26 protein-coding genes, 1 pseudogene and 1 other annotated feature are annotated in these 23,787 nt (G+C 42.3%); of the genes and pseudogenes, 3 read left to right on the forward strand and 24 right to left on the reverse strand.

The genetic code is table 11. The features are described 5' to 3' along the window. Positions 1 to 102 precede the first annotated feature (102 nt). The 4 genes and pseudogenes from ACIQXU_RS01965 to safA form a co-directional block, all read right to left on the reverse strand. Positions 103 to 603, reverse strand: a complete 501-nt coding sequence (locus tag ACIQXU_RS01965; RefSeq protein ID WP_402986427.1) for a BofC C-terminal domain-containing protein — start codon at positions 601 to 603, stop codon at positions 103 to 105. A gap of 128 nt (positions 604 to 731) precedes the next feature. Continuing rightward, positions 732 to 1,334: a YhcN/YlaJ family sporulation lipoprotein gene (locus ACIQXU_RS01970; RefSeq protein WP_402986429.1), complete on the reverse strand. Its 603-nt coding sequence runs from the start codon at positions 1,332 to 1,334 to the stop codon at positions 732 to 734. 108 nt (positions 1,335 to 1,442) lie between these two features. Next, complete coding sequence (locus tag ACIQXU_RS01975; protein WP_402869849.1) at positions 1,443 to 2,381, reverse strand: phosphotransferase; 939 nt, start codon at positions 2,379 to 2,381, stop codon at positions 1,443 to 1,445. A gap of 1,951 nt (positions 2,382 to 4,332) precedes the next feature. After that, positions 4,333 to 4,476, reverse strand: a pseudogene (gene safA, locus ACIQXU_RS20945) (SafA/ExsA family spore coat assembly protein); the annotation flags it as partial. A 284-nt stretch (positions 4,477 to 4,760) separates the two neighbouring features. Here safA and ypfJ point away from each other — a divergent pair. Then, complete coding sequence (ypfJ, locus tag ACIQXU_RS01985; RefSeq protein WP_402986434.1) at positions 4,761 to 5,606, forward strand: KPN_02809 family neutral zinc metallopeptidase; 846 nt, start codon at positions 4,761 to 4,763, stop codon at positions 5,604 to 5,606. 152 nt (positions 5,607 to 5,758) lie between these two features. Beyond that, positions 5,759 to 6,292, forward strand: a complete 534-nt coding sequence (locus ACIQXU_RS01990) for a transcription repressor NadR (protein ID WP_402987346.1) — start codon at positions 5,759 to 5,761, stop codon at positions 6,290 to 6,292. A 44-nt stretch (positions 6,293 to 6,336) separates the two neighbouring features. Here the strand turns inward: ACIQXU_RS01990 and ACIQXU_RS01995 are convergent, their stop codons facing one another. The 11 genes from ACIQXU_RS01995 to ACIQXU_RS02045 all read right to left on the reverse strand — a co-directional run bounded on the left by ACIQXU_RS01995 (position 6,337) and on the right by ACIQXU_RS02045 (position 15,570). Then, on the reverse strand, positions 6,337 to 7,065 hold the full coding sequence (locus ACIQXU_RS01995; protein ID WP_402875768.1) for a DUF6944 family repetitive protein: 729 nt from the start codon (positions 7,063 to 7,065) through the stop codon (positions 6,337 to 6,339). Positions 7,066 to 7,393: 328 nt separating this feature from the next. After that, a complete protein-coding gene (gene pheA / locus ACIQXU_RS02000; RefSeq protein ID WP_402875770.1) occupies positions 7,394 to 8,269 on the reverse strand; it encodes a prephenate dehydratase in 876 nt (291 codons plus the stop codon). Positions 8,270 to 8,396: 127 nt separating this feature from the next. Beyond that, positions 8,397 to 8,846 carry an ACT domain-containing protein gene (locus tag ACIQXU_RS02005; protein ID WP_402875772.1) on the reverse strand — a complete coding sequence of 150 codons (450 nt, stop codon included), beginning with the start codon at positions 8,844 to 8,846 and terminating at the stop codon, positions 8,397 to 8,399. Between the two features lie 45 nt (positions 8,847 to 8,891). Then, positions 8,892 to 10,181, reverse strand: a complete 1,290-nt coding sequence (obgE, locus tag ACIQXU_RS02010) for a GTPase ObgE (RefSeq protein ID WP_402875773.1) — start codon at positions 10,179 to 10,181, stop codon at positions 8,892 to 8,894. Positions 10,182 to 10,229: 48 nt separating this feature from the next. Next, positions 10,230 to 10,715, reverse strand: coding sequence for a Spo0B C-terminal domain-containing protein (locus ACIQXU_RS02015; protein WP_402987348.1), 486 nt, complete (start codon positions 10,713 to 10,715; stop codon positions 10,230 to 10,232). Positions 10,716 to 11,318: 603 nt separating this feature from the next. Next, positions 11,319 to 11,609 carry a 50S ribosomal protein L27 gene (gene rpmA / locus ACIQXU_RS02020; RefSeq protein WP_402875777.1) on the reverse strand — a complete coding sequence of 97 codons (291 nt, stop codon included), beginning with the start codon at positions 11,607 to 11,609 and terminating at the stop codon, positions 11,319 to 11,321. Positions 11,610 to 11,621: 12 nt separating this feature from the next. Then, on the reverse strand, positions 11,622 to 11,954 hold the full coding sequence (locus ACIQXU_RS02025; RefSeq protein WP_402958202.1) for a ribosomal-processing cysteine protease Prp: 333 nt from the start codon (positions 11,952 to 11,954) through the stop codon (positions 11,622 to 11,624). A gap of 14 nt (positions 11,955 to 11,968) precedes the next feature. Then, entirely contained in the window at positions 11,969 to 12,277 is a 309-nt protein-coding gene (gene rplU / locus ACIQXU_RS02030; protein ID WP_402875780.1) for a 50S ribosomal protein L21, read from the reverse strand. A gap of 13 nt (positions 12,278 to 12,290) precedes the next feature. Continuing rightward, positions 12,291 to 12,375, reverse strand: a sequence feature (ribosomal protein L21 leader region). Between the two features lie 75 nt (positions 12,376 to 12,450). After that, positions 12,451 to 13,920 (reverse strand): Rne/Rng family ribonuclease, encoded by a 1,470-nt coding sequence (locus ACIQXU_RS02035; protein ID WP_402986436.1) that lies wholly within the window; start codon positions 13,918 to 13,920, stop codon positions 12,451 to 12,453. A 41-nt stretch (positions 13,921 to 13,961) separates the two neighbouring features. Continuing rightward, complete coding sequence (locus tag ACIQXU_RS02040) at positions 13,962 to 14,828, reverse strand: M50 family metallopeptidase (protein WP_402875783.1); 867 nt, start codon at positions 14,826 to 14,828, stop codon at positions 13,962 to 13,964. Continuing rightward, the gene (locus tag ACIQXU_RS02045; RefSeq protein ID WP_402875785.1) at positions 14,821 to 15,570 is read right to left on the reverse strand and encodes a peptidoglycan DD-metalloendopeptidase family protein; all 750 of its coding nucleotides are present in this window, start codon (positions 15,568 to 15,570) and stop codon (positions 14,821 to 14,823) included. Before ACIQXU_RS02045 ends, ACIQXU_RS02040 begins: the two co-directional genes overlap by 8 nt. Before the next feature lie 272 nt (positions 15,571 to 15,842). Between ACIQXU_RS02045 and ACIQXU_RS02050 the strand changes: the two genes are divergently transcribed. Then, positions 15,843 to 16,286, forward strand: a complete 444-nt coding sequence (locus ACIQXU_RS02050) for a S1 domain-containing RNA-binding protein (RefSeq protein WP_402875787.1) — start codon at positions 15,843 to 15,845, stop codon at positions 16,284 to 16,286. A gap of 126 nt (positions 16,287 to 16,412) precedes the next feature. On the opposite strand, the gene minD is transcribed toward ACIQXU_RS02050, so the two are convergent. From minD to ACIQXU_RS02095, 9 genes are all read right to left on the reverse strand, one after another. After that, positions 16,413 to 17,216 (reverse strand): septum site-determining protein MinD, encoded by an 804-nt coding sequence (gene minD / locus ACIQXU_RS02055; RefSeq protein ID WP_402875789.1) that lies wholly within the window; start codon positions 17,214 to 17,216, stop codon positions 16,413 to 16,415. A gap of 2 nt (positions 17,217 to 17,218) precedes the next feature. After that, entirely contained in the window at positions 17,219 to 17,902 is a 684-nt protein-coding gene (minC, locus tag ACIQXU_RS02060) for a septum site-determining protein MinC (protein ID WP_402875791.1), read from the reverse strand. Positions 17,903 to 18,018: 116 nt separating this feature from the next. Then, positions 18,019 to 18,537 (reverse strand): rod shape-determining protein MreD, encoded by a 519-nt coding sequence (gene mreD, locus ACIQXU_RS02065; protein ID WP_402958195.1) that lies wholly within the window; start codon positions 18,535 to 18,537, stop codon positions 18,019 to 18,021. Further along, positions 18,534 to 19,406 (reverse strand): rod shape-determining protein MreC, encoded by an 873-nt coding sequence (mreC, locus tag ACIQXU_RS02070; protein WP_402958193.1) that lies wholly within the window; start codon positions 19,404 to 19,406, stop codon positions 18,534 to 18,536. Before mreC ends, mreD begins: the two co-directional genes overlap by 4 nt. Positions 19,407 to 19,560: 154 nt before the next feature. Continuing rightward, a complete protein-coding gene (locus ACIQXU_RS02075) occupies positions 19,561 to 20,580 on the reverse strand; it encodes a rod shape-determining protein (RefSeq protein WP_402875797.1) in 1,020 nt (339 codons plus the stop codon). A 148-nt stretch (positions 20,581 to 20,728) separates the two neighbouring features. Then, positions 20,729 to 21,403, reverse strand: coding sequence for a RadC family protein (gene radC / locus ACIQXU_RS02080; RefSeq protein WP_402875860.1), 675 nt, complete (start codon positions 21,401 to 21,403; stop codon positions 20,729 to 20,731). Positions 21,404 to 21,461: 58 nt separating this feature from the next. Further along, positions 21,462 to 22,031, reverse strand: a complete 570-nt coding sequence (locus tag ACIQXU_RS02085) for a Maf family protein (protein ID WP_402986439.1) — start codon at positions 22,029 to 22,031, stop codon at positions 21,462 to 21,464. 204 nt (positions 22,032 to 22,235) lie between these two features. Then, on the reverse strand, positions 22,236 to 23,219 hold the full coding sequence (locus ACIQXU_RS02090; RefSeq protein ID WP_402986441.1) for a hypothetical protein: 984 nt from the start codon (positions 23,217 to 23,219) through the stop codon (positions 22,236 to 22,238). A 108-nt stretch (positions 23,220 to 23,327) separates the two neighbouring features. Continuing rightward, complete coding sequence (locus ACIQXU_RS02095) at positions 23,328 to 23,783, reverse strand: type II secretion system protein (RefSeq protein ID WP_402986443.1); 456 nt, start codon at positions 23,781 to 23,783, stop codon at positions 23,328 to 23,330. Between the last annotated feature and the right edge of the window lie 4 nt (positions 23,784 to 23,787).

A 23,787-nucleotide genomic window follows, 5' to 3' on the forward strand; every position in this document is an offset into this window, starting at 1 on the left:
CCCGACCCTGGATATCCTGAATTCCCTACCCGTCAGTTTGGCGTTAAGTCACCCATCAATCCTTGGAAGGCAGACAAATAGGACGGGTGTATTTCTCCCATCCTAGTTAATCGAATACGGCTCATATTCCTTAATAAGCTGTTTATATTGATCCTTATTTACGATTGGAATCCCTTTTTGCAATTCTTCCTGCTTGTACACTTCCAATTTCCCTACATCCAATTGATAGAAAGTATGAATGATTTTGGCATGCTCCGGCTTCCCGATAAAAATGGATAGAGTCCCATCCTCCTTCATCCCAAGATAGCCGTTTGCTTTGAGTAAAGGCGATATATCATTCTCTATTTTATTCAATACAATGTGGTCATCATTTTGATCAACCACATTCCATCCTTGGTATTTCAACCAAAAGTCTTCCATCGTCCAAATCTTTTCCGTCAATTTTTCTTCACTTAATTCCCCATCGAGATACAAACGCTGGAGGATGACTTTTTGTTCGATTGGCTGACTTTCCTCTGGTTTTGCTTCCTCGGCAAAAGCAGTCAAACAGAACGGGATGACGAACAAGGCCAAGAAAAACTGGATTTTCAGTTGATTAATCAATGCGATCACCTCTTAAGGCGTTTACTTTTTACATAGTTTGACCTGAAATTCGATTATTAACCGAAAAAATTCCGTTGGTCTTTTTAAAGAAAAGAAGCTGACTCCATTCGAAGCCAGCTTGGATGCGTTTATTTTATATGATCTTTATGAATATCCAGGTTGTCGAACATATCATTGGCATCCAGGACAATTAATTCTTTTGTATCTCCGTCTCGCAGGTTATTATCGAGTGTCATCGTCCGGTAGTATACACCTTCATCCGTCGTTACATAAAGTGCCCGGCCCTCTGTTAGAGGTTCGATTTTCTTCCACACCGCTTCTTTGACCGCCGTCGCCTGATCATAATCATCTAGCAACAAAGCCACTAGCATTTCATCTTTCATGATGATGGCCCTGGCGTCAATGACATTGTCTACACGATTTGCAATCTTATCCGCTTGGTCGACCAATGTCCCTTCATAGGAGTTATAATAGGATGATTTAGCCCGAAGTGGTTTGCTTTCATGACCATGATAGTTACGGTCCTTCTTGCTGTATGCATCATCTTTTCCATACAAATCCTTTTCCATATCATCAAAATTGATTTGACGAACTAGTGCATTCTTTTCGGTTGTATGGTACCCCGTTTCATTCATAGGATTTTGATTCTCTGCCGTATCATTATTGGCACAGCCAATCAAACCCCCAACGAATACCGTGCAAAGCGGCAGTGCCCAAATTTTGTTCCGCACCAACAATCCCCCCTTTGCTAAAATGGATTGAGCCTATTTTCGCTCATAATTAGCATGGGTGTATTGAAGGGATTTCAGTCTGTAAGTTATGCCCATATTAGATACTCATTACCTTTTGGAAATCATGTCCGCCAATTTTTCGTTCATCTCCATTCGCTTCGAAAACCCCTCCACCGTCATTTTCCAAACGGAATGGAATTGTGATGAACTTTTATTATTCCTGTTCCACTCGCGGAATATATCCGTAGGGAAAGCCAAAGCATAAAGAAATGCCCGATCTTTTTGATACTTTTTCAACTGTGGAACTTGCCAAAGCATCGTGGCAGCATCATCGAGATGGGGCGAAATCCGATTGGCATATTGTAAATAATCGATGCATCGTGGTGCCTTCGCCATTAAATCGAAATCGATTAAAGCAAGTGACCCATCTTCTCTTCTCAAAAAATTATGGTGGGCACAGTCACCGTGAATGATGACGTTTTTTTCCTTATCCCATTTTGATTGGTTTTTTTCAAACCCCTCCAAGGACCATTCCCCCCACCTTACCCACTCATTGATGATTTCATCTGAAACATATTGGCGAGTATACGAAATGTTCTTTTTAAATAATGACAATCTTTCTTTCCATTTTCTCACCTGATCAAATAGGGGAGCTTTGATTGACAGGTTTTCAGAAACATCGTGAAATCTTTCCAATAATTCAATGCCCTCCAACCGGTCTTTATGATGGGAAAAACGGAACTTTTTCTTGCTTGGAGGTATATAGTCCATACTGCCATACCATTTCCCTTTGAATTGGAACGGCATTAACTTCTGGTGAATCTGATACGTTTGTTCGAACCCTTTTTGACTTAACAAAGAAGTCAATTCCCTTTGTCGATCCCATTTTTCAAAGCTATCGAATCCTTTAAGAATGATGGGAGCGTCTTTTTTGAATGAAATCATATAGACATTGCTCTGAAGATGATGGACGTTCTTTGGTCGGCGGTTTAAATAAGAGAGGAGACGAGTGTAAAAAACACTGTCCCCCTGATAATTAGTAGTCATCACTTTCGTCCGCATACGTAGGCATTCCAAATGTTTCAGGTGCTTGAACGCCTCCGAATTGACCTGGTTGACCACCCATTTGTCCTGGCATCATTGCTTCAGGGTGACCTCCGAGCTGTCCACGCATCATTCCGGGCTGCCCGCCAAACTGACCTGGCATCGCACCTGGTTGGCCCCCTAGTTGATGGCCATATGGATTCCCCATCATGCCTCCCATTTGGTTGCCGGGCTGGTTCCCCATCATGCCTCCCATCTGGTTGCCGTATGGATTACCCATCATGCCTCCCATCTGATTGCCGGGCTGGTTCCCCATCATGCCTCCCATCTGGTTGCCGGGCTGGTTCCCCATCATGCCTCCCATTTGGTTGCCGGGCTGGTTCCCCATCATGCCTCCCATCTGATTGCCAGGTTGGTTCCCCATCATGCCTCCCATCTGATTGCCGGGCTGGTTCCCCATCATGCCTCCCATCTGATTGCCGGGCTGGTTCCCCATCATGCCTCCCATCTGGTTGCCGGGCTGGTTCCCCATCATGCCTCCCATCTGATTGCCGTATGGATTACCCATCATGCCTCCCATCTGATTGCCAGGTTGGTTCCCCATCATGCCTCCCATCTGATTGCCGGGCTGGTTCCCCATCATGCCTCCCATTTGATTGCCGTATTGGTGGTTCCCCATCATGTCTCCCATCTGATTGCCAGACTGGTTCCCCATCATGCCTCCAGGAGGTCCTCCTTGATATTCTTGTATTTGAATTTCATCCACCGATTCTACTTCATATTGGATTGGTTGCTGTTTTTCCCCCATTAGACTTTGAATACTAGCTCCCGCATAGGATTCTGAGTATTGTGGTCTGCCTTTATGGAATTGATGATAATCAGGGTGATGGTGCGCCTTGCTTTGCGTTTCTTCCATAGCATAGTATTGGCCCTTCACTTCTTTCTCTGGTCCATATGTTCCTATTTCTCCCTTGTTGCAGCCACAATCCTCACTTTCGGCTTGCATATTGGACTGCATATAGGGCTGCTGTGGATAGTATTGGAAATTCGGAGCATTCGACGATGACGACTCGGAAGATGACTCATAATGGTGCGGCATATACGCACCTGCAACTTGTTGTGGAGTTCCGCCATACATATGATGTGGGACGGGTGCTGAAGCTTGATATGGATAGTATTGTTGACCGGCCTGGTTTTGACTGGCTCCTTGGACGGTACTTTGACCCATTGAATGCATATCAGGAGATTCTCCCCATACGTCTGAACTTTCTTCCATCATTTGATAGCCTTGCATGCCTTGAACACCTTGTTGATAGTGAGGGGCTCCCTGAAAAGCTCCTTGGACTCCATGCATGGGCATGGATGCCCATGGCGGTGGATCGATGCTAAAACCGCTTCCTGGCATGATAGGGGTGATTGGAATGCAATCGTCTACCGGTTCACATATTTCCTGAACAACTGGCTTCTTTTTTGATTTTTTCTTTACCGGTTTTTCTACTGGCTTCACCGCTTCAACCTTTTTTGGGGGAGTTGGCGGAGTTGGTGGCTTCTGTACACTCATGTTGGTCATATTGACCAAATAATAATTATTGATATCTATTTCTGGTATCACTTGTTTCGGTACCTGAACCTCTTTCGGGACAACGATTTGTTTTTCCTTAACGGGCATTTCCTTTATAGGCATTTGCTTTTCTTTAACAGGCAATTGTTTTTCCTTAATAGGCAATTGATATTCTTTTATCACAGGCTGTTGATATTTCTGCTGTTCTTTTATAGGTGCCTGATACTTTTGCTGTTCTTTTATGGGTGCTTGATATTTTTGTTGTTCCTTCATCACGGGTTGCTGTTGAATTTGCTGTTCTTTCATTTGAATCGGTTGAATTTGAGATTCTTTGGATTGATATGTCACTTGTGGCGTGCCCATCTCTTTTTTAATTGATCCCGATGTATTTCCAGGTATATTAATTTTCATGCCCGGCATCATCATATCCGGATTACTTAACTGAGAATTGGATTTTTTCAGTTGTTCATAACTCACGCCATATTTTTTTGCGAGCTTCCAAAGCGTATCGCCTTTTTGGACTATATGAATTTTCACGCTGATAACCCCTCCTGTGCATATGTCCATATATACTATGATGTAGTGGGTAAATTGCCATTATTATTTATCATGAAAACTTATGCTTGATGAAACTAAAATATGAATGAAAGCCACACAGTCAGAAAAACCCGTTCAAATGAGGGGGGTAGCAGGATTGACCGCTTTTTGCCAGCGTGCATCTCTGTCTAATCAATCCGAACTTTGGGTATAGGGTATAGGATTTATAAAATGCTGATTTAGATGGCACTACATAAAAAACAACAGTCTAGGAGGGTATCTGAATGAAATGGAAAGGAAGACAAAAGAGTTCGAACGTTGAGGACAGAAGAGGAATGGGTGGAAAGAGCATCGCCGGGATTGGTGGCGGATTTGGTATAGTTGTCGTTTTGATCGTTATGTTCCTAGGTGGCAACCCAAGTGATCTTTTGAATGGCCTTGGTTCCAATGATACTACAGACAATGACTCCTATGAGGAAACGGACCAGGAGAAGGAGCTCGCTCAATTTGTCTCGGTCGTTCTTGGAGATACCGAGCGGGTTTGGGCGGAAGAGTTTCGTAAGCAAGGTCTAGAATATAAAGAGCCCACTCTCGTTTTGTATACAGGAAGTGTCGACTCGGCCTGTGGAACGGCCGGTTCTTCAGTGGGACCCTTTTATTGCCCCGGTGATATGAAGCTTTATATTGACTTGAGTTTCTATCAGGAACTTCAAGATGAGTATCAGGCACCCGGAGATTTTGCAATGGCTTATGTCATAGCTCATGAAGTGGGACATCATGTACAGACCCTATTGGGCACGTCTAGAAAAGAAATGCCCGACCGGTCAAGGGTCAGTGAAAAAGAATATAATAAATATTCTGTTCGACTGGAACTTCAAGCTGACTATTTAGCAGGGGTATGGGCTCATCACGCTCAAGGAGAGAACTTACTTGAGGAAGGCGATCTCGAAGAGGCTTTGAGTGCAGCCAGTGGAGTGGGAGACGACACCATCCAAAAGAAAGCTCAAGGGTATGTTGTTCCTGACAGCTTTACGCATGGAACCTCCGAGCAGCGAAAGCGCTGGTTTAATAAAGGATTCCAATCTGGTGATATGAACGGGGGCAATACTTTCAAGGCAAGTAACCTATGATTGTACAAGATTAGGGCGGACGTTTCCATGTGCCTCCCTCTTTTTTGCTGCATTCACCCGCATGCATTTAAGGAACACCATGGGTAAATCGACTTTCATTCGATTAGCCCCTTTATTTTATGGTAAACTATTTGTACATAACGAGGTGAAGGATCATGCAAAAAAAGAAATTATTAGGCGAAGAAAGACGAACCAAGCTCTTACATATCCTACAAACAAGTTCACAGCCTGTTACCGGTAGCGAACTCTCCCAAATAACCAATGTGAGCCGGCAGGTCATCGTCGGTGACATTACCCTTCTTAAAGCACGAAATGAGCCGATTATCGCTACTAGCCAGGGGTATATCTACTTGCAAACCGAGACTAGACAAAACCCTGAACGGACCATCGCTTGCCAGCACGAGCCCACGCGAGCCCAGGAGGAATTATTTCTACTTGTCGATATCGGCATAACCGTCAAAGACGTGAAAATAGAGCATCCCGTGTATGGGGACTTAACGGCTTCCATCATGGTCAGTAATCGGAAAGAAGTGGCATCCTTCCTTTCAAAGGTTACTAAAACAAAAGCCACATTATTATCGGAACTGACTAGCGGCATTCACCTTCATACCATTAGTGCCGCTTCAGAAGACTTACTGGACGAAGCAGAAGAAGCATTGAATAAAGCCGGGATTTTAGTTAACTAAAATAGGACACTTCGAAGTAAAGGCATTCGAAGTGTCCTATTTTCTTACGAATCGCTCTCGTTTTCGCCTTCATCTCCACTCTCCCCCTCTTCATTGCTTATTAATTGAGCGATCAGGTTGAGAACGGCTCCTATCGCTTGAATCCAGCTCCCTAACGTTTGTAATGTTTCCGGGTCTAATTGTCCCTCATTATACCCTTGGTTCCCATTCCCTTGGCTTCCGTACCCTTGGTTCCCATTTCCCTGGCTCCCATTTCCTTTGCTTCCGTACCCTTGATTCCCACTCCCTTGGCTCCCATTTCCTTTGCTTTCCAGGCTTGGATTCGTATTTTCTCTTTTCAATTCAATAATCCCAGACAGTGCTTGTAATGAATTTCCCAACAGCTGCATTAAATTACCAACTATATTTATCCCTTCAGCTGGTGCATTTTCGGTTATATCCGCCGCAGATACGCCACCGCCTAAAGCCTGAATAAAATTTCCGTTTATAATCAATAGATCATTCGTGTCATCTGAAAAAGTACCTATCAATCCTGTAATAACCGTCGAATTTCCAATGGCCTGAACTGCACTTCCGATTTGATCTAAAGTGAAAGCTTCCTCTCCATCGGCAATTAAAGCATTACCTGTTCCCTGGAGAGTGTTCCCCACCACATCCAAGTTATTTGCAGAATCGTAATCCGATATAAGGGTTGGTGTATTTGCGATGGCGGATAAAACCGTTCCGATGGCTTGCAGCCAAGATCCGAACGTTTCTTTGAACTCATTACTCATCTTTACCGCACATCTCCCATCCCCTCTTTCATCTTTTTCAGTCTTTTACATTTAAATTCTGTAAGAGGATATTGTAACGATAAATCTGGTTTACCTCTTGGTATGTATTTCTCCCAACCCACTTCATAATTAACCCTATTAAATCCTATTATATGGGCTTAATAGCTTTACGTTCTTTAAAAAAGGCAGAACAATGTGTCACTCCCTATTTTTCTAATTAGATTCAAGGCCTCCTAAAAAAATCTCCTTGGACTTTTATCCAAGGAGATTTTTTAGGAATGTACTTTAAAGACCATTTAACTGTGTTTCCTTCTGTCTACATCTGTCCTTATCGGTGCACCAATCCATTTTGAACGGTAAAGCATGGATAACTGCCCAAGATTGACACGGTACATCCAAGGGCCTCAAGTTCAGAAATCGTGCCTGGGATGAGCACCTCGTCAAGTGCCATTTCTACATCGATAATGAAGAAATAATGACCTAGTCCTGTTTTCATCGGCCGAGATTCAATTTTGGACAGGTTGAGCTTTCTCCATGAGAAAGCGGAAAGGACTTGATGAAGCTGTCCCGAATGATCGGCTGGGAGCTGGATCATCAACGTCGTTTTACTGTCTCCCTCAGTAGTTAAATGCCCACTGAAATCGACTTCGCCGTTGGATACGACAATGAATTTGGTATGGTTATGCTCATAGTCGTGAATATTTCGTTCAAGAATCGTCAACCCATACTCCTGTGCTGCCATTTCGTTCGCGATGGCTGCAATTTTGGCATCCGGATTCTCCATTACCATTTTTGCTGCTGCAGCCGTTGACGTAACATATTCAAATGGGATGCCACTTAGATCTTTATGTAGGAATTTACGGCATTGTGCAATAGCGTGTGAATGGGAATAGACCCTATCCGGTTTAAAGTCAGGATTGGCATGATCCGGATGAACCATGTAATGCTGTTCGATAGGAATCGTGATTTCCCCTTTAATCGGAAGCCTCACTTCATGAACCAGGTAATCCATCGTTATATTTACCGAACCTTCCAACGCATTCTCGATTGGGACCAGCGCATGGCTTACTTCCCCATCGCGGACAGCGTCGAGACTGTCTGGAATCGTACTCATCGGAATTTTACTATCATTAGGAAATAAGCGAGAGACAGCTAAATCCGTGAACGTTGCTTTCGGTCCAAGAAATGCTATTTTTGAAGTCATATTATAATCCCCTTTTCACGGACAATCTATTGTTTATGTTATGCCATTTTCTGATTTATTACAATAGTTAATCTTTAATGACCACACATAAAAAAAAGCCTGTACAATGAACTGTACAGGCTTTATTCTATGCACCATTCCCAAGGATTTCGACCTTTTCGACGAATTCCATTTTACGCAATCTTGTTAAAAGATCATCAATATCCACCGTCATCCCACTCGTGTTGAGCGAGAGAGTGACGTTGGCACGACCCTGTAAGGGAATCGTTTGGTGAATCGTCATGATGTTGCAGCCAGATGAGGCGACCAGTCGTAAGAGCTCCGATAGAGTCCCGGAACGGTCTTCGAGGTAAAAGAACAGAGTGATTAGCTTTTCTTTGACAATCGTATGAAACGGAAAGACCGTGTCCCGATATTTGTAAAAGGCGCTTCTACTCAGATCCACTTTTTGTACCGCTTCCCAAACTGAATCTGCTTTTCCCCGTTCAATCATTTCTTTAGCATCCAGCGTTTTTTTCATCGCTTCGGGGAGGACATCCTCTCGAACGAGGAAAAATTTCTGATCGGCCTTATTCAAAGTCCGCACGCTCCTTTTGCCTACCACCATGGTTTTTACATATTATCAGTCAATAAATTCAAATTCATATTCAAGGATACGAACGATATCCCCGTTTTTCGCACCTTTTTGGCGCAATCCTTCATCGACACCGAATGAGCGAAGTTGTCTAGCAAAACGCTTGATGGATTCTTCACGTGTGAAGTCCGTCATTTTGAATAGACGTTCAATCTTGAATCCTTTAACAGCAAAGCTGCCATCCGATTCACGCTCGATATCAAATTCATCTGAAAGGGCTGTATGTTTATAAAGAACACGATGAACCCCGGTATTCTCTTCTTCATGATCAAGCGGGAATTCAGGTGTTTCTTCGATTTTATCGGCAATTGCATAAAGAAGTTCACGGATACCTTCACGTGTTACAGCTGAAACCGGGAAGACCGGGAATTCCTCTTCAAGCTTTTCTTTGAATGCCGCTAAATTATCTGCTGAATCAGGCATATCCATTTTACTGGCTACGATGATTTGCGGACGTTCAGTCAAACGAAGATTATACTCTTCTAGTTCCTTATTGATTGTCAGGTAGTCTTCGTACGGATCTCTGCCCTCAAGGCCAGACATGTCTATCACGTGAACGATGACTCTTGTTCTTTCAATATGGCGCAAGAATTGATGTCCAAGACCTACTCCTTCAGAAGCACCCTCAATTAGCCCCGGTAAATCGGCCATGACGAAACTGCGGTGATCTTCCGTTTCAACCATACCAAGATTCGGCACGATTGTCGTGAAATGATATTCGGCAATTTTAGGTCGGGCTGCTGATACGACTGAAAGCAATGTAGATTTACCAACACTCGGGAATCCTACAAGGCCTACATCAGCCAATAACTTCAGTTCCATGATAATATCGCGTTCTTGTCCTGGTTCGCCATTTTCACAAATTTCCGGTGCCGGATTGGCTGGTGTCGCAAAACGGGAATTCCCGCGTCCACCACGGCCGCCTTTAGCGATAATGGCACGTTGTCCATGTTCAACTAAATCTGCGATGACTTCTTTCGTTTTTTCATCAATGACAACTGTACCAGGTGGAACTTTAATGACCATATCCTTCGCAGTTGCACCATGCATATTTTTAGACATGCCGTGTTCCCCGCGAGGCGCCTTGAAGTGACGTTGATAACGGAAATCCATCAACGTCCGCAATCCTTCTTCCACTTCAAATACGACGTTTGCTCCATTGCCGCCATCTCCGCCGGCAGGTCCGCCTTTTGGTATGAATTTCTCTCGACGATAAGCAACGATTCCGTTACCACCATCTCCGCCTTTTATATAGACTTTCGTTTGATCGACAAACATGCTATCACTTCCTTGTTTTCTGCAAGTCATTTCTTGCTGTATACTTCTCTAAAACTTAATATCCATCTTAAAGAATAATTCATTCTCACTACAAATACGCATTTCTATTGATTGCTCCGCTGTTAAGGATTTTTCTATAAATTCCACCACCGCGGATTGATCATTGAAACGGCCCTGCAAATGAAAAGAACAACGCATATCACTTATTTCTTTTTTACACATAGAAACAGCTAGTACATTTTCTCCAAAAGGATCGAGATTCTTTTCTAAAACTTTAAAGTAATCGTTCGTCCAACGAGACATCAACTCGTCCAACTCATTGGAGCCCGCAAAAACATCGATAATTTCAAATTCACATTGAAATGTTGAATTACTCCAATTCGACGTCAACAGCATCTCGCTGAACTTTGGCATATTCAAACTAGAGAGCCTTGCCTCATTCTGGGTTTCAATTATGATCTCGTCAATGAATCCTTTGACGCGATCAATTCTATTCAACTCCAAATTCCCTTTTATAATTTGAATTCTATTCAGCCAATCATGTCTAGTCTAACGAAGCGTTTCAATAGTCGTCCAATTTTTATCCATTATTAACACCTTCAATTATGATAAAGAAACTTTTTTTGGCTCTATCATGTTGAATACTTCCATTTGTATCAGTATATCAAAAAACAAAACAAACAGGAAATGAAGCTCGATTCACATGCCTTCATATGAAAGCCCCCGTCCAAAAAATACAGCCACACACCCTGAGTTCTTTGGACGATGGTAGAGCCGTTTGAACTTGCAAAGAGAATGGGCTTATTCATGCAACAATTGGAGATATAATAGTTGAATTGAACAGTCTATTTAAATTCAATCAATGTGTTAGTTAGAGCAATCCAGGATTTTACCCCCTAAAGTATAAGAAAGCCCGCCAAAACTGGCGAGCCTTTTGTGAATCAGAGGTGGTTTTCCATACTAATTGACTAAAATCTCCTGCAAAACGCTGGTTATTCATCATATTTATAGTATAAATAAAGGGCCGGACCCCTTCTACACTATATAAAGCATACCATTATCAATAATGACGCGATATATAGTGTCTCATAGAAGGAATCAGACCCTTTTGAGTCAGCCTCTGTTCAAAGATGCCAATTATGCTTCTTGTGCAACTGGATATACGCTTACTTTTTTACGGTCACGTCCGAAACGTTCGAATTTAACAACACCGTCTATTTTTGCAAATAGAGTATCGTCTCCACCACGGCCTACGTTCTCACCTGGATAGATTTTTGTTCCGCGTTGACGGTAAAGGATAGAACCACCAGAAACGAATTGACCATCTGCACGTTTAGCGCCTAAACGCTTAGAGATTGAGTCACGTCCATTCTTTGTAGAACCTACTCCTTTTTTCGAAGCGAAGAACTGAAGATCTAATCTTAACATTTGTTCCACCTCCTACTGGTTGAGGATAATTTTCATATATTTACCATAATCACGTTCGATGGTTTGTAGCGATATGAGCATTGCGTTCAAGAGCAATTGCACCTTCTCTTCGGATTCCGGCGAAAGATTCCCCGGGATGACGCAGCGAAGGTAGCCGCCGTCTTGCCCTTGCTCTATCTCAGGTTCTACATCCGTTAAGGACATAATCGCATTGACCGATCCAAAGGATACGGCCGATACGCCTGCACAAACGATATCGGAACCTTTTTTAGCAAAATCAGCATGTCCGCTTAATGTGAACGAAGTGATCCGTTCTTGCGGAGCATCAAAGATAACTTTAATCATCTTGATATCAGCCTTTACGCGTTGATTGCTTCAATAACAACTTTAGTGTATGGTTGACGATGACCTTGTTTTCTACGATTGTTTTTCTTCGCTTTGTATTTGAAGACAGTGATTTTCTTTTGCTTCCCTTGTTTCTCAACAGTACCTGTTACAGTAGCGCCTTCCACTAGTGGAGCTCCGACTTTCACGTCCTCGCCACCTACGAATAAAACTTTGTCAAATGTAACAGTTTCGCCTGCTTCAGCGTTTAATTTTTCAATGTAAACCGCTTCGCCAGCTGCTACTTTAATTTGTTTTCCGCCAGTTTCGATAATTGCGTACATACTTGCACCTCCTTGAATGTCTCAGACTCGCCAATCACAGGCGTTTTGTCCAGAAGACAAAAAACTTAAGACCTGTTGTTGAGCGGTTGTAGCACGGGTGCTACAAACATAACATTAAAATCCTATCATGAAACCTGAATGACTGTCAATACATTTGTTGGATTTCTTGTCCATCACTTTACTGACCGCTTGATTTCTTCATACCTTCCGAAGCGCCTGATGGAATATGTATGGACCGGGCCTGGAACATAAGAGATCACTAGCTTTTTGGATATTAGTTCTTCCAATGTCGCTTTATATGATTCCTTTTCCCCCAACAGGACATCCCCCACTGATTGGCTAAGTTCCACCCAAACGGCCTCATCGTCCGTTTTGCGGTGCTCCAGCAACTCCCGCTCCAAGCGGAAGGCAACGGTTTCAGCGCTTTCCACCTTTCCACTTCCATTGCAGGTTGGGCAAGGAACCGTCATGGTTTCACTAAGCGAAGGGGATGTCCGTTTTCTCGTCACTTGAAGGATTCCTAGTTCAGTAAATCCGACAACCTTCATCCGCATCTCATCTTTCGCGGCTTCCTTTTTAAACAGATCGATGATTTCAAGCCTGTGTTGCGGTTTCTCCATATTGATGAAATCAATCAAGATGATTCCACTAATATTTCTAAGCCTCAGCTGACGGGCGACTTCTTTTGCTGCCGCTGCATTCACTTCAAAAAGCGTCGCTTCCTTTTCCACCTTGCCTGTAAACTTCCCTGAATTGACATCGATTACGGTGAACGCTTCGGTTTCTTCGAAAATCAGATAACCCCCATTATCGAGCCAGACCACTTTTTTCATGGCCTTTTCGAACTGGTTATCTAGATTCCGTTCTGAAAAAATGTTCTTCGCACCAGTCTCATAGGATATACTCCATTCCTTACCATTAGCCAGCACCCACTTTTTCAACTCTTGACTCGCATCAAAATCGTCGATAAAGAGCTGACCTGATACCGTTTTCTCCATTTCAGCGATAACCATCTCCAGGAATGTATCTTTCTCATAGAGGAGGGCAGGTGCCTTCATCGTACCGGACTTTCCTTCCAGTTCTTTATACAGCTGCCTCAGTGTATTCAGCTTGTCGAGAAATGCCGACTCACTTTCCTTCTCCATCGAGGTGCGAACAATCACCCCCTCGTCCTTTTGCTTATATTCTGTTGCTTTTTCTCTCCAATACTTTTGCAAACGTTCATTTTTGAATTTCTTCGACACACCAACATAATCTATTCCATGTATGTAAACGAGGGAATCCGTCGAAAACTCGATCAGCCCCGTCAATTTCGCCCCTTTTGTACCCGTTTCATCACGGCTCACCTGAACGAGCAGCTTTTCACCCTGTTTAACATAATGATTGATGGGTGATTTTCCATCACGCTTCGTCAGTTGATATGCCGGAATTTCATCCCGATGCAGAAAACCATTCTTGTCTGCACCATAATCGACAAACACGGCATCCATTCCTGGCAAGACCTTAGTCACTTTGCCAAGATAAATATTACCTACCGTACTATGTTGATGAGGTGGCATGACTTCGACTTTCCGTAACACTTCATCTTCTAGGACAGCTACTCTCTTCTCACGCGAAGATAGGTTCACAATCACTTTTTTCATCAAAAAAATCCTCTCCTCAATTTGAAGAAAGGATATCATATTTAATAAGAATATAACAGGTCACCAATTTGCCCATTGGTCATTTTCTCGGAAAAATAGGCATGAAGTATTTCCGTCTCATCCAATGAGCCACTCTCTTTCCCATTTTTCATGATGATGACGGGATGCTTGCAGCCACGTTGAAACAATTCCAGCACTTTATAAATCGGTTCATGGGCATCCACCATGATGGGTTTTAATTTGGCCAGATCATTCGTGTTTCCGTAATGGCGCTGCAGAAGAAACCGCATGAACGCATAATATCGCTGTCGCCACTCCATGATTAGAGAAAGACTGATAAAAAAGATGATCAGCCAAATATTCAGGTTAAGCGGTTCGAGAAGAAGCCATGTTAAAAACGCCAATACAGCGAATGCACCAGAAAAATATAAGGTATATTTCTGAGCCTCAAGGAAGGTACAGTATAGGGAAACACCAATGAAGAGTAGCCTTCCCCCGTCCAATGGCCAAATTGGCAGCAGGTTAAAGAACAACAACATAAGATTCATATAGAAGAAGGAATGATACAGATCAGAAGAAACGACAGAAAAGAAATAGAGCAGGTAAGCCGCTCCAATGAGCCATATATGTTGCAGTGGACCCGCCAGTACGACTGCAAGATCTTCCTTCAAACTTTTATTGCCATATTCCTCGGTCTCGACAGCCCCACCAAAGGGGAGGAGCTGAATCGACTTGATCCGCCATTTAAAATACTGTGCACACGCAGCATGTCCCATCTCATGGATAAATACGATGAGTAAAAGCATCATCACTTCAATAAAGTGTGCCGTAAGGATGGCGATTCCTATGACGAACCACAGCGTCGGATGAATCTTGATTTTGGACAGTAAGTTCGCATATTCAGTCAAAGGAAATCACCTTTTTAGGATCGATGAATGCATCATTTTCTTTAATGGCTAAGTAAAACCTGCCTTTGGAACCATCCTCGCTTACGGTGACCTGTCCTACTTCTTTCCCTTTCTTCACCAGATCATAGAGCTTCACATCAATCTTTTCCAACTGGCCATACCATGACTCACTTTTATTGGCATGCTGTATGACCACAGTCTTACCGATTCCTTCTTTTTCTCCTGCAAAAATGACCACCCCCTCATTGATGGCTTCGACCTTGGACCCTAAGCTCGTTTCCATTATGATTCCCTCGCCGTTCGCCTCGAAGGTTTGGGTGATCTCCCCCGATGCAGGCATCGCATATTCTTCACCCGAATCCGCCGTTTCAGTAGTGGATTCAGTCGGTAAAAATGCGATAGGTTTGCCAAATGCATTTTCATACCAACTGGAAACCGATGCAAATTGGAACTCTTGGTTCATGTTTTCCGTAACAAAGCTTCTGGCTGAGTCCAAGCGAACGGAAGGGTGCTTGAACATCACGGCAACCACTAAGAATAGGCAAATGCTCACCAAGATTTTCAAAAAGAAATATTCCTTCTTAAAGAGCGGATGATCTTTTTCTGAATACCCGTCAAAAGATTCGAATTCGTACGGGTTCTCCTTTTCAATCTCCGTCCAAGTACTGTTAACCACTGGGCTATCCTTCACCTTTCGTCTCTTGGCGATACGATTGCGGATATCTTTCCTGCGATCATCCATTCCAAATCTACCCCCTGCTCATATCAAAGCGCTCATATTAAAACTTATGAGCAACCTGTCCAGACTATGACGAGGAATCGTTTTTCTTTACGACAGATGAATGGTTTGCGTTTTAAAAACGAATGGACGAAAGAAAAAAAGACTGATTTTCAAACGTTTTGAAAGCCTTTCCCTTTTAATAATGGAAGAGGTGAAAAATCCAATTGATATTCTCCTACTTTATTTGTTATAATGAAGTTGTTTTAACATTATTGAGGGGGAACAATTTTAATATGTCAATCGAAATAGGCAGCAAAGTACAAGGTAAAGTAACAGGTATCACTAATTTTGGAGCATTCGTAGAATTACCAGGAGGCTCAACAGGTCTTGTGCATATCAGTGAGGTAGCGGACAGCTATGTAAAAGACGTTAATGACCATCTTAAAATAGGCGACCAAATTGAGGTAAAAGTGATCAGCGAGAAAGACGGAAAAACTGCCTTGTCCATCAAAAAAGCTATAGATAGACCCGAAGGACAAACCTCTTCTTATACTAAACGCCCACCACGCCAAGGCGATAATCGTAATAAAGATTTTCGTTCTAAAGGCAATTTTCAACCTAAGGAAAACTTCGAAGATAAAATGGTCCGTTTTTTAAAGACTAGCGAAGAGAATTTATCTACGCTCAAACGTAGTACAGAATCAAAACGTGGCGGTAGAGGCGGAAGACGCGGATAACCTGTTGCATTTTTAATACTTTAGTACAATAGATAAGGTAAGCCTATTATGAGGCTTACCTTTTTTATATCCATTTTTCGATAAAAATAAAAAAAGCGAGGGCATGGAATGCTCCCGCTTACTAAATTAACGCACACTAAAGAATTTTTTCAATTTAGACATGAAACCTTTTTGCTCTCCACCAATTGGAGTCAACGGCACAGATTCACCGAGAATCCGGCGGGCAATGTTCCGATAGGCAATCGAGACCCTGTTGTCCGGATTGTAAGCTATCGGTTCCTTTTTATTCGCAGCCACAATGACCTGATCATCATCAGGTATAACACCGATAAGATCAATTTTAAGGAAATTGGTTACTCCGTCAATATCCATTTCTTCATCTTCATGTAAAAGATGTCCACGGATTCTATTGATGATCAATTGAGGAGGATCGATATGCTCTTCTTTCTCAAGCAGGCCGATGATACGGTCTGCATCACGGACGGCCGGTCTTTCAGCGGTGGTGACGATGATGGCCCTGTCCGCACCCGCTATCGCATTCCTAAAGCCCTGCTCGATACCTGCCGGACAATCGATCACGATGTAATCATAGTCCGGTTTCATATCACTGATCAGTTTCTTCATCTGTTCCTCATTCACAGCTGATTTGTCACTATTTTGTGGAGCCGGAAGCAAATAAAGCAAATCTTCGAAATGCTTATCTTTAATAAGTGCTTGATGAATTTTACAACGCCCTTCGACTACATCGACCAAGTCATAGATGATACGGTTTTCCAACCCCATAATCACATCTAAGTTCCGAAGACCAATATCCGTGTCAATCAAGCAAACCTTTTTGCCTAGAAGAGCTAACGACGTTCCTAGATTGGCCGAGGTGGTCGTTTTGCCGACACCACCCTTACCAGATGTTATAACTATTGCCTCTCCCACGATTAGAGACCCCCTTCTAATCTATTTAAATTAGGTCTATATTTCTTTAAAACTTGCAGTTTATCAATGATGATATTTTCTTCGTCGTCCATGAATGCACATTCCAAGTCATGTCCAAATTTCGTATATTGGTCAGGAGATAAATTCACTTTCCCCGCAATTCTCAATTGTGCAGGTTTCATGATGGATGCAGCGATGATGGCCTTTTTATTCCCCAAATAACCAGCGTGGGCAATGCCTCTCAGCTGTCCCATAATATAGATGCTCCCACCAGCTCGGACAGTACCATCTGGATTGACATCGCCAATGAGCAACAAATCGCCGGGCACTTCAAAAACCTGTCCCGATCTTATCACCCTGGTCAAAGTTGTCACTTGGTTTTCGTCTTTCCACTGTTTCGCATCTTCCTTTGACATGACATTCGAAATCAACTCATCGACGATAAGCTTTTTCTTTTTATGAATAACTTCTTTGATTTTTTCCTTCTGTTCTGCATCTAGATAGCGGTTCCCGGTATGTACTTTAACGGAAATGGACGGGTCGTTCTCTTGAAACTGATAGTTTGCCGAAAGCTTCACTTCTAACTCTTTCAATAATTCGGAAAATGAGCAAGAATCATCGAGATGAAGCATAAACCCGTCCTTTGTCCCCTTAATCATAACATTTTGCTGAATTCTTTTATTCATGACGTTTGTTTCACCTCAATGAAATATAATTCGACATAGGAAAACAATTTACCTTTTTCTACGCACATGTTAAAGAGAAAATACATTTTAGACCGCATCCAACAGTCCAGTGAACGTTATTCCATTTCTCCCTGCAAATCAAACTTTTCAATAAGTCTCTTTAAAGGGTAGCAACTAATAATTATAAAAATGAGATTCAATATGAGTGTTGGAATGAATCTCCGGTCCACAAATTCCCCGAATCCCATATCCGCAAAAGTAAGAATATGATTCATTTGATAAGATACACACTCTACAATTGCCGTAAAGACAAGTGCCATTAAACAGTTAATGAGAATATTGTTTTGAAGGATCTTCATACTTTTGGAAATCAAATATGCTAGAAAAGGTAAAAGGAACATATAAATCCCCAAAATCTCCGTATATACGACATCATAGGTCAGCCCCAAAATGGCTCCATACAACATCCCCAGCTTCCTTGAACCATACATGGTCAGGAAGAAGACGAAAATGATCATGAAACGGGGAACGAGAATGTTATTGCTTCCAAAGACATCCCCCGCGAATAGTTGCGCAAAGATACTTTCAAAAACGAAGAAGAGTAAGGCTACAAAAGAAAGGATGAAATGTTTCACTTAGCTTCATCCTCCCCTTCACTTTCTTCTTCAGCTCCCTCAACTTCACGTTTAACGACCATGACATTATTGATATCATAGAAATCCGTTGACGGCTCAATATATGCGGTTTGGTTCAACCCATATTGATCCACCTTCACGTCAACAACCTTACCGATTAGCAGACCTTTAGGAAAGATCCCGCCATAACCGGATGTGATGACCTTAGAGTTCTTCTTGATCTTTTTATCATAAGGAATCCGTTTCATTAATAGAAGATTCTTCTCATCATCGAACCCTTCTATCAAACCATATGCCTTATCATTACCCTGGACGATAGCTGAGACGCGGTTCGCTTTATCGATTGAACTCAAAAGCTGAACGGAAGCCGTGAATTCAGTCGTGGCTTTAACTTTACCGATCAAGCCATTGGCAGTGATGACAGCCATATTTTTTTCCACACCGTTACGCTCGCCTTTGTTAATTGTTAGCATTTCATGCCAGCGGTCCGGATTACGACCAATGACCGTTGACTGAATAGGTGCATACTTTCGCAAGTCATCTTCTTTTTTTAGATTATCACGAAGCTCTTCATTTTCTTCTTTCAAATCCTGCACCTGCGTTTTCAACAAGACGTATTCATCCAGACGAGCTTTTAATTTCTTGTTTTCATCGTATGTATGCTGAAGGTCTTTTAAATCCCCTACAAAACCTGTAATACCCGATACTGGTTTATTAAACACATTACCAACCCAACCGGTTGTATCCTTCAAGAACTTTTCGGGCCAAGTTAACTCTTCTCTCTCTTTTAATGAAAAACCGATCAATGCCACGAGAACGATAATACTAACGAGCAAGAGAAGGAGCTTTTTATTAAAAAACTGTGGCATGATGATCTGCACCTCTATTTTAATTTACTCTATTTGCATGAAGTATAATAATATCCTCTGTCAAAAAACTACACATTTAAGACAGGTAAAAAAATAGAAAAGCCGGCTCAAAATTGCGATCTTTTGTTGAGCCGGCCTTTTTTATAAGTACCGCTTAGCGAGAATCTCTAGATTTCGTCTTGAATAAGTGAATATGGTCCAAAGCTTTCCCTGTTCCAATCGCTACACAATCAAGAGGGTTTTCGGCAATAATAACCGGCATTTGCGTTTCTTCACTGATGACTTTATCCAAATTACGCAGTAAAGCACCGCCACCTGTTAGTACTATGCCTCTATCCATGATGTCAGCTGCAAGTTCCGGTGGAGTTTTTTCCAACGTGTTTTTGACAGAATCCACAATGGCTGACACTGTATCACGTAATGCTTTGGATATTTCCTCTGCCGTAATTTCAATCGTTTTTGGAAGACCCGTCAATAAATCACGACCACGAATTTCCATGTTTTCGATTCCTTCTGTATCACCTGCAGAACCGATTTCCATTTTAATAGCTTCCGATGTACGCTCACCAATCATCAAGTTGTAGTTTTTACGTATGTAAACGATGATTGCATCATCCATCTCATCACCAGCAATTCGGATTGACTGGCTTGTCACGATACCGCCAAGGGAAATGATGGCCACTTCCGTAGTACCTCCACCAATATCAACAACCATGCTGCCTGTAGGTTCCCAAACAGGAAGATCCGCTCCGATAGCAGCTGCAAATGGCTCTTCAATCGGATAAGCATCACGAGCACCAGCTTGTCTAGCTGCGTCAATCACTGCACGTTGTTCAACAGCCGTAATTCCTGAAGGCACACAAATCATGACATATGGCTTGTTGCCAAATACGCCTTTTTTCTGAGCTTCTTTCATATAATATTTCATCATCGTAGCCGTTGTTTCATAATCAGCGATTACGCCATCTTTCATAGGGCGAAGTGCCACTACATTTCCCGGTGTACGGCCAATCATGTTTTTTGCGTCTTTACCGACAGCAACGATCTGCTTCGTATCTGTCTGCACGGCAACAACCGACGGTTCACGGACGGCAATGCCTTTTCCTTTAACATAAACCAGCGTATTCGCCGTTCCTAAATCAATTCCTATATCTCTTGCGCCAATTCCAAACATTATGGTATCTCCCTTTCGTAAACAAAAATGCCTTTTTATAAGTTCAAATGATAATTTGTCGTTTTTTGACAATAGGTTTTTGAAAAAAGTTCCCTCTTTTAAAAATCATAAACAACATTATATCGTATCGTCAAAAATTTGGATAGTGTCATAAATAACCTTTTTCCTTTAAACTCACATATTTATGCTCCCCGATGATGATATGGTCCAGTACTTCTATCCCCATTATTTTACCACATTCTACTAACCTTTTTGTCACTTCAATATCTTCTCTGCTAGGAGAAGGATCTCCGGAGGGGTGGTTATGAAGACAAATGATAGAGGCTGCCGACCTACGGAAGGCTTCTTTAAATACTTCGCGTGGGTGCACAATCGAAGCGTTGAGGCTGCCTATGAAGACAGTTCGTTTATGAAGGACTTGGTTTTTCGTATTTAAGTAAAGACAAACAAAATGTTCCTGCGACAAAAAACGCATTTCTTCCATGCAATAATTGGCCCCGTCTTCCGGGGAACGGATCACATAGCGGTCTTGATCATTTAATTTATGGATTCGTCGGCCAAGCTCTACCGATGCTAGAATTTGAATTGCTTTCGCTTCCCCGATTCCCTTGATTTCAGTCAATTCCTCTACGGACGCTTCTTTCAAAAGCCGGAATCCCTCAAAAGCCTTGATAAGCCTATTGGAGAGCTGAAGCACAGATTCCTCCTTAGATCCCGTCCTTAACAAAAGCGCAAGTAACTCTTGATTCGAAAGGCTCTGGGGACCATCCTGCAAAAACCTTTCACGAGGCCTCTCTTCTTTCGGATAATCCCTGATTAACATCTTTTCACTCAAAGCATCCACCCTTCCTTAATAAAAGGGAGGAAATCAGTCCGAAATCTTACGTCCACGCGGATTCCATCATCTTTAATTCTCTTGCTAGCCTTGAAACTGGGAGTCCGACTACCGAGAAATAGTCCCCATTGATTTGTTTGACAAGAAGCGAACCCAACCCTTGGATCCCATAGCTCCCAGCTTTATCAAATGGTTCACCACTGTCCAGATAACGTTCGATTTCAGGTTCTGATAGCTCCCAAAAAGTCACTTCTGTTTTTTCTGCGAATATGCTGCTGTGCTCACCATATAGAATGGCCACACCTGTATAAACTTCGTGTGTTCTACCCGATAACATTTCAAGCATTCTTTTTCCATCAGCACGATTGGCCGGCTTTCCGAGGATTTGCCCGTCAAGTACCACGACGGTATCGGAACCGATTACCCAGCTGTCCGGATATCTTGTTGCAATGGCTTCCGCTTTCCTTACAGCTAATTCTTGCACTGCGTCCTCTGCCTGCATGTTTTCGTCAATACTTTCATCGACATTGGAATTCATACTTTCGAAGGGGATTTGTAGGAATTGTAGAAGTTCTTTACGGCGTGGTGATGAAGAAGATAAAATTAATGAATGCATAATAAAAATTCACCTTTCTTTACTAGGAGAGATACCTTTTCATCCTATCAAATTATGAAGAATTCCACAATTATTGTTTACCAGGAATCGACAAAGATTCAGTCTTATTTCCTGGAAAATAAAAAAAGGTCCCTAATTCAAACAATTTCCTCCTAAAGGGGAACTTTTTCTTTAGAAAACAGCTTCCCCTTCACATACCTGTTCTTAACTCCCCATACTTTGAAAACCCTTTAGAAACTTCAATAGTTTTCCCTGTGCCTCTAATAGCTGTTCATCCTTTTCGGACGTCTCATACTCACTGATCAGCTTGGCTGCAGCCGCTAAATGGGTGTTCATTTGTGAAAGCTCTGATGAAAGTTTCTCATCCTTTAGCTTATCCATATCTTTTTTCAACGTTTCAGCATCCCATTTCGTTTCCTTCCCACGAAGCTCTCCTGATGAAATCTCTGATAGGGATGAATAAATCCCCTTCATGACATCCAGCGTTTTCTCTTCTTCTGCACTTATTCCCGACGCTTTTAAATCAATTTCCTTCCAAAATACTTCCACATCATAGGTCTTTAAAAATAAAGCTAGCTCTTTACTTGAAATCAAGCTTTCAGCTGAACCTAGGAATAAATAATAGCTGTCCTCCATTTTGAATATTTCAGCAGGAACCTGTTTTTCCACGATTTTCTCCTGGATTTGTTTCGCGGCATCCTCGCTACTGAATATCCCACCTTGAACCAGGAACGTTTTCAGTCCCATCCCCTGCCCTTTTTCACCCCCGCTATCATTCTTTACAACTGGGGATGCCGTCGTCGTGATAGCTGTTTCGACCGGAGAATCCGTTGCCTTTTCCTTCGTTATGGTATTTACGGCGATAAGGCCCAGTACCGATCCAAATAAAATCGCACAAAAAACAGCAATCACAAAAGTCTTTAAAGACCTGTTACCAGGACGTTTGCCCGTATGTGTATTAAAACCGATAAGCTTCGGCATTTTCTTCTTAGGTGGTGTAGGAACCAATACAACCTTGTTTTCTACGGAATCATCCGGCAAAATCCACTCGAAACTATCATCCGGTTGTTCCTTACTTGCAGCCTCTGGAATTTCCTCTGTAGACTCCCGCTTATTTTCACCCACAAATATTTTTTCTTCTCCATTTATTTTAATCTTTACCCCTTTACGTTTTTCGGACTTGTCCACTTTTCTTCCTCCTCTCTGCTTCATTTTTTTCATCCTAACATAGGGGCAAAAAAAAATAACAAGACTTTTGTCGTCTTGTCATTAATAGGTTTCGTCATTTTTCTCTTTTCATTTATCTGTCACTAATTCAGGTGATACATCTTCAAAAGGGATAGCTTTCCCATCTCCTTCATCACCGCAAAGTTTACGTTTCTCACCGTATAGACATATTCCTACGACCTTATTATCCAAGGCAGTCACATAGGATTCATTAATTGAAGGGTCCCAGTACTCTTTCGTATCAGGGTCTACCACCTTATCGAGAAATCCAGCTTCGACAAGCTCCTGATAGCTGATTTCTGTCACACGATCTCCACGCATGACTTTATCCTTTAAATAAAAATTCGAAGCATCCCTAAAAGCATAACCATTTGAAACGAACGCATTCGTCCGCGAATTCTGTATCACATTGAAAAAAATCGGGACGGCCACTGCAGCCAGTATCCCTAAGATGACAATCACCGCCAAGACTTCCATCAATGTCATGCCCTTCTCATTATCCACATTCCTATATTTTCGCACCATCTTC

Source organism: Peribacillus sp. NPDC097284 (assembly GCF_044761765.1).
In the GTDB taxonomy this organism is placed as follows: domain Bacteria; phylum Bacillota; class Bacilli; order Bacillales; family DSM-1321; genus Peribacillus.

What these genes read in the sequence shown, in the direction of transcription:
- ACIQXU_RS01975 (WP_402869849.1), bottom strand. Translation starts at nt 2,381, where the DNA reads ATGACTACTAATTATCAGGGGGACAGTGTTTTTTACACTCGTCTCCTC.
- ypfJ (WP_402986434.1), top strand. Translation starts at nt 4,761, where the DNA reads ATGAAATGGAAAGGAAGACAAAAGAGTTCGAACGTTGAGGACAGAAGA.
- ACIQXU_RS01995 (WP_402875768.1), bottom strand. Translation starts at nt 7,065, where the DNA reads ATGAGTAATGAGTTCAAAGAAACGTTCGGATCTTGGCTGCAAGCCATC.
- pheA (WP_402875770.1), bottom strand. Translation starts at nt 8,269, where the DNA reads ATGACTTCAAAAATAGCATTTCTTGGACCGAAAGCAACGTTCACGGAT.
- obgE (WP_402875773.1), bottom strand. Translation starts at nt 10,181, where the DNA reads ATGTTTGTCGATCAAACGAAAGTCTATATAAAAGGCGGAGATGGTGGT.
- rpmA (WP_402875777.1), bottom strand. Translation starts at nt 11,609, where the DNA reads ATGTTAAGATTAGATCTTCAGTTCTTCGCTTCGAAAAAAGGAGTAGGT.
- ACIQXU_RS02025 (WP_402958202.1), bottom strand. Translation starts at nt 11,954, where the DNA reads ATGATTAAAGTTATCTTTGATGCTCCGCAAGAACGGATCACTTCGTTC.
- rplU (WP_402875780.1), bottom strand. Translation starts at nt 12,277, where the DNA reads ATGTACGCAATTATCGAAACTGGCGGAAAACAAATTAAAGTAGCAGCT.
- ACIQXU_RS02035 (WP_402986436.1), bottom strand. Translation starts at nt 13,920, where the DNA reads ATGAAAAAAGTGATTGTGAACCTATCTTCGCGTGAGAAGAGAGTAGCT.
- ACIQXU_RS02045 (WP_402875785.1), bottom strand. Translation starts at nt 15,570, where the DNA reads ATGGATGATCGCAGGAAAGATATCCGCAATCGTATCGCCAAGAGACGA.
- ACIQXU_RS02050 (WP_402875787.1), top strand. Translation starts at nt 15,843, where the DNA reads ATGTCAATCGAAATAGGCAGCAAAGTACAAGGTAAAGTAACAGGTATC.
- minC (WP_402875791.1), bottom strand. Translation starts at nt 17,902, where the DNA reads ATGAATAAAAGAATTCAGCAAAATGTTATGATTAAGGGGACAAAGGAC.
- mreC (WP_402958193.1), bottom strand. Translation starts at nt 19,406, where the DNA reads ATGCCACAGTTTTTTAATAAAAAGCTCCTTCTCTTGCTCGTTAGTATT.
- ACIQXU_RS02075 (WP_402875797.1), bottom strand. Translation starts at nt 20,580, where the DNA reads ATGTTTGGAATTGGCGCAAGAGATATAGGAATTGATTTAGGAACGGCG.
- radC (WP_402875860.1), bottom strand. Translation starts at nt 21,403, where the DNA reads ATGTTAATCAGGGATTATCCGAAAGAAGAGAGGCCTCGTGAAAGGTTT.
- ACIQXU_RS02085 (WP_402986439.1), bottom strand. Translation starts at nt 22,031, where the DNA reads ATGCATTCATTAATTTTATCTTCTTCATCACCACGCCGTAAAGAACTT.
- ACIQXU_RS02095 (WP_402986443.1), bottom strand. Translation starts at nt 23,783, where the DNA reads ATGGTGCGAAAATATAGGAATGTGGATAATGAGAAGGGCATGACATTG.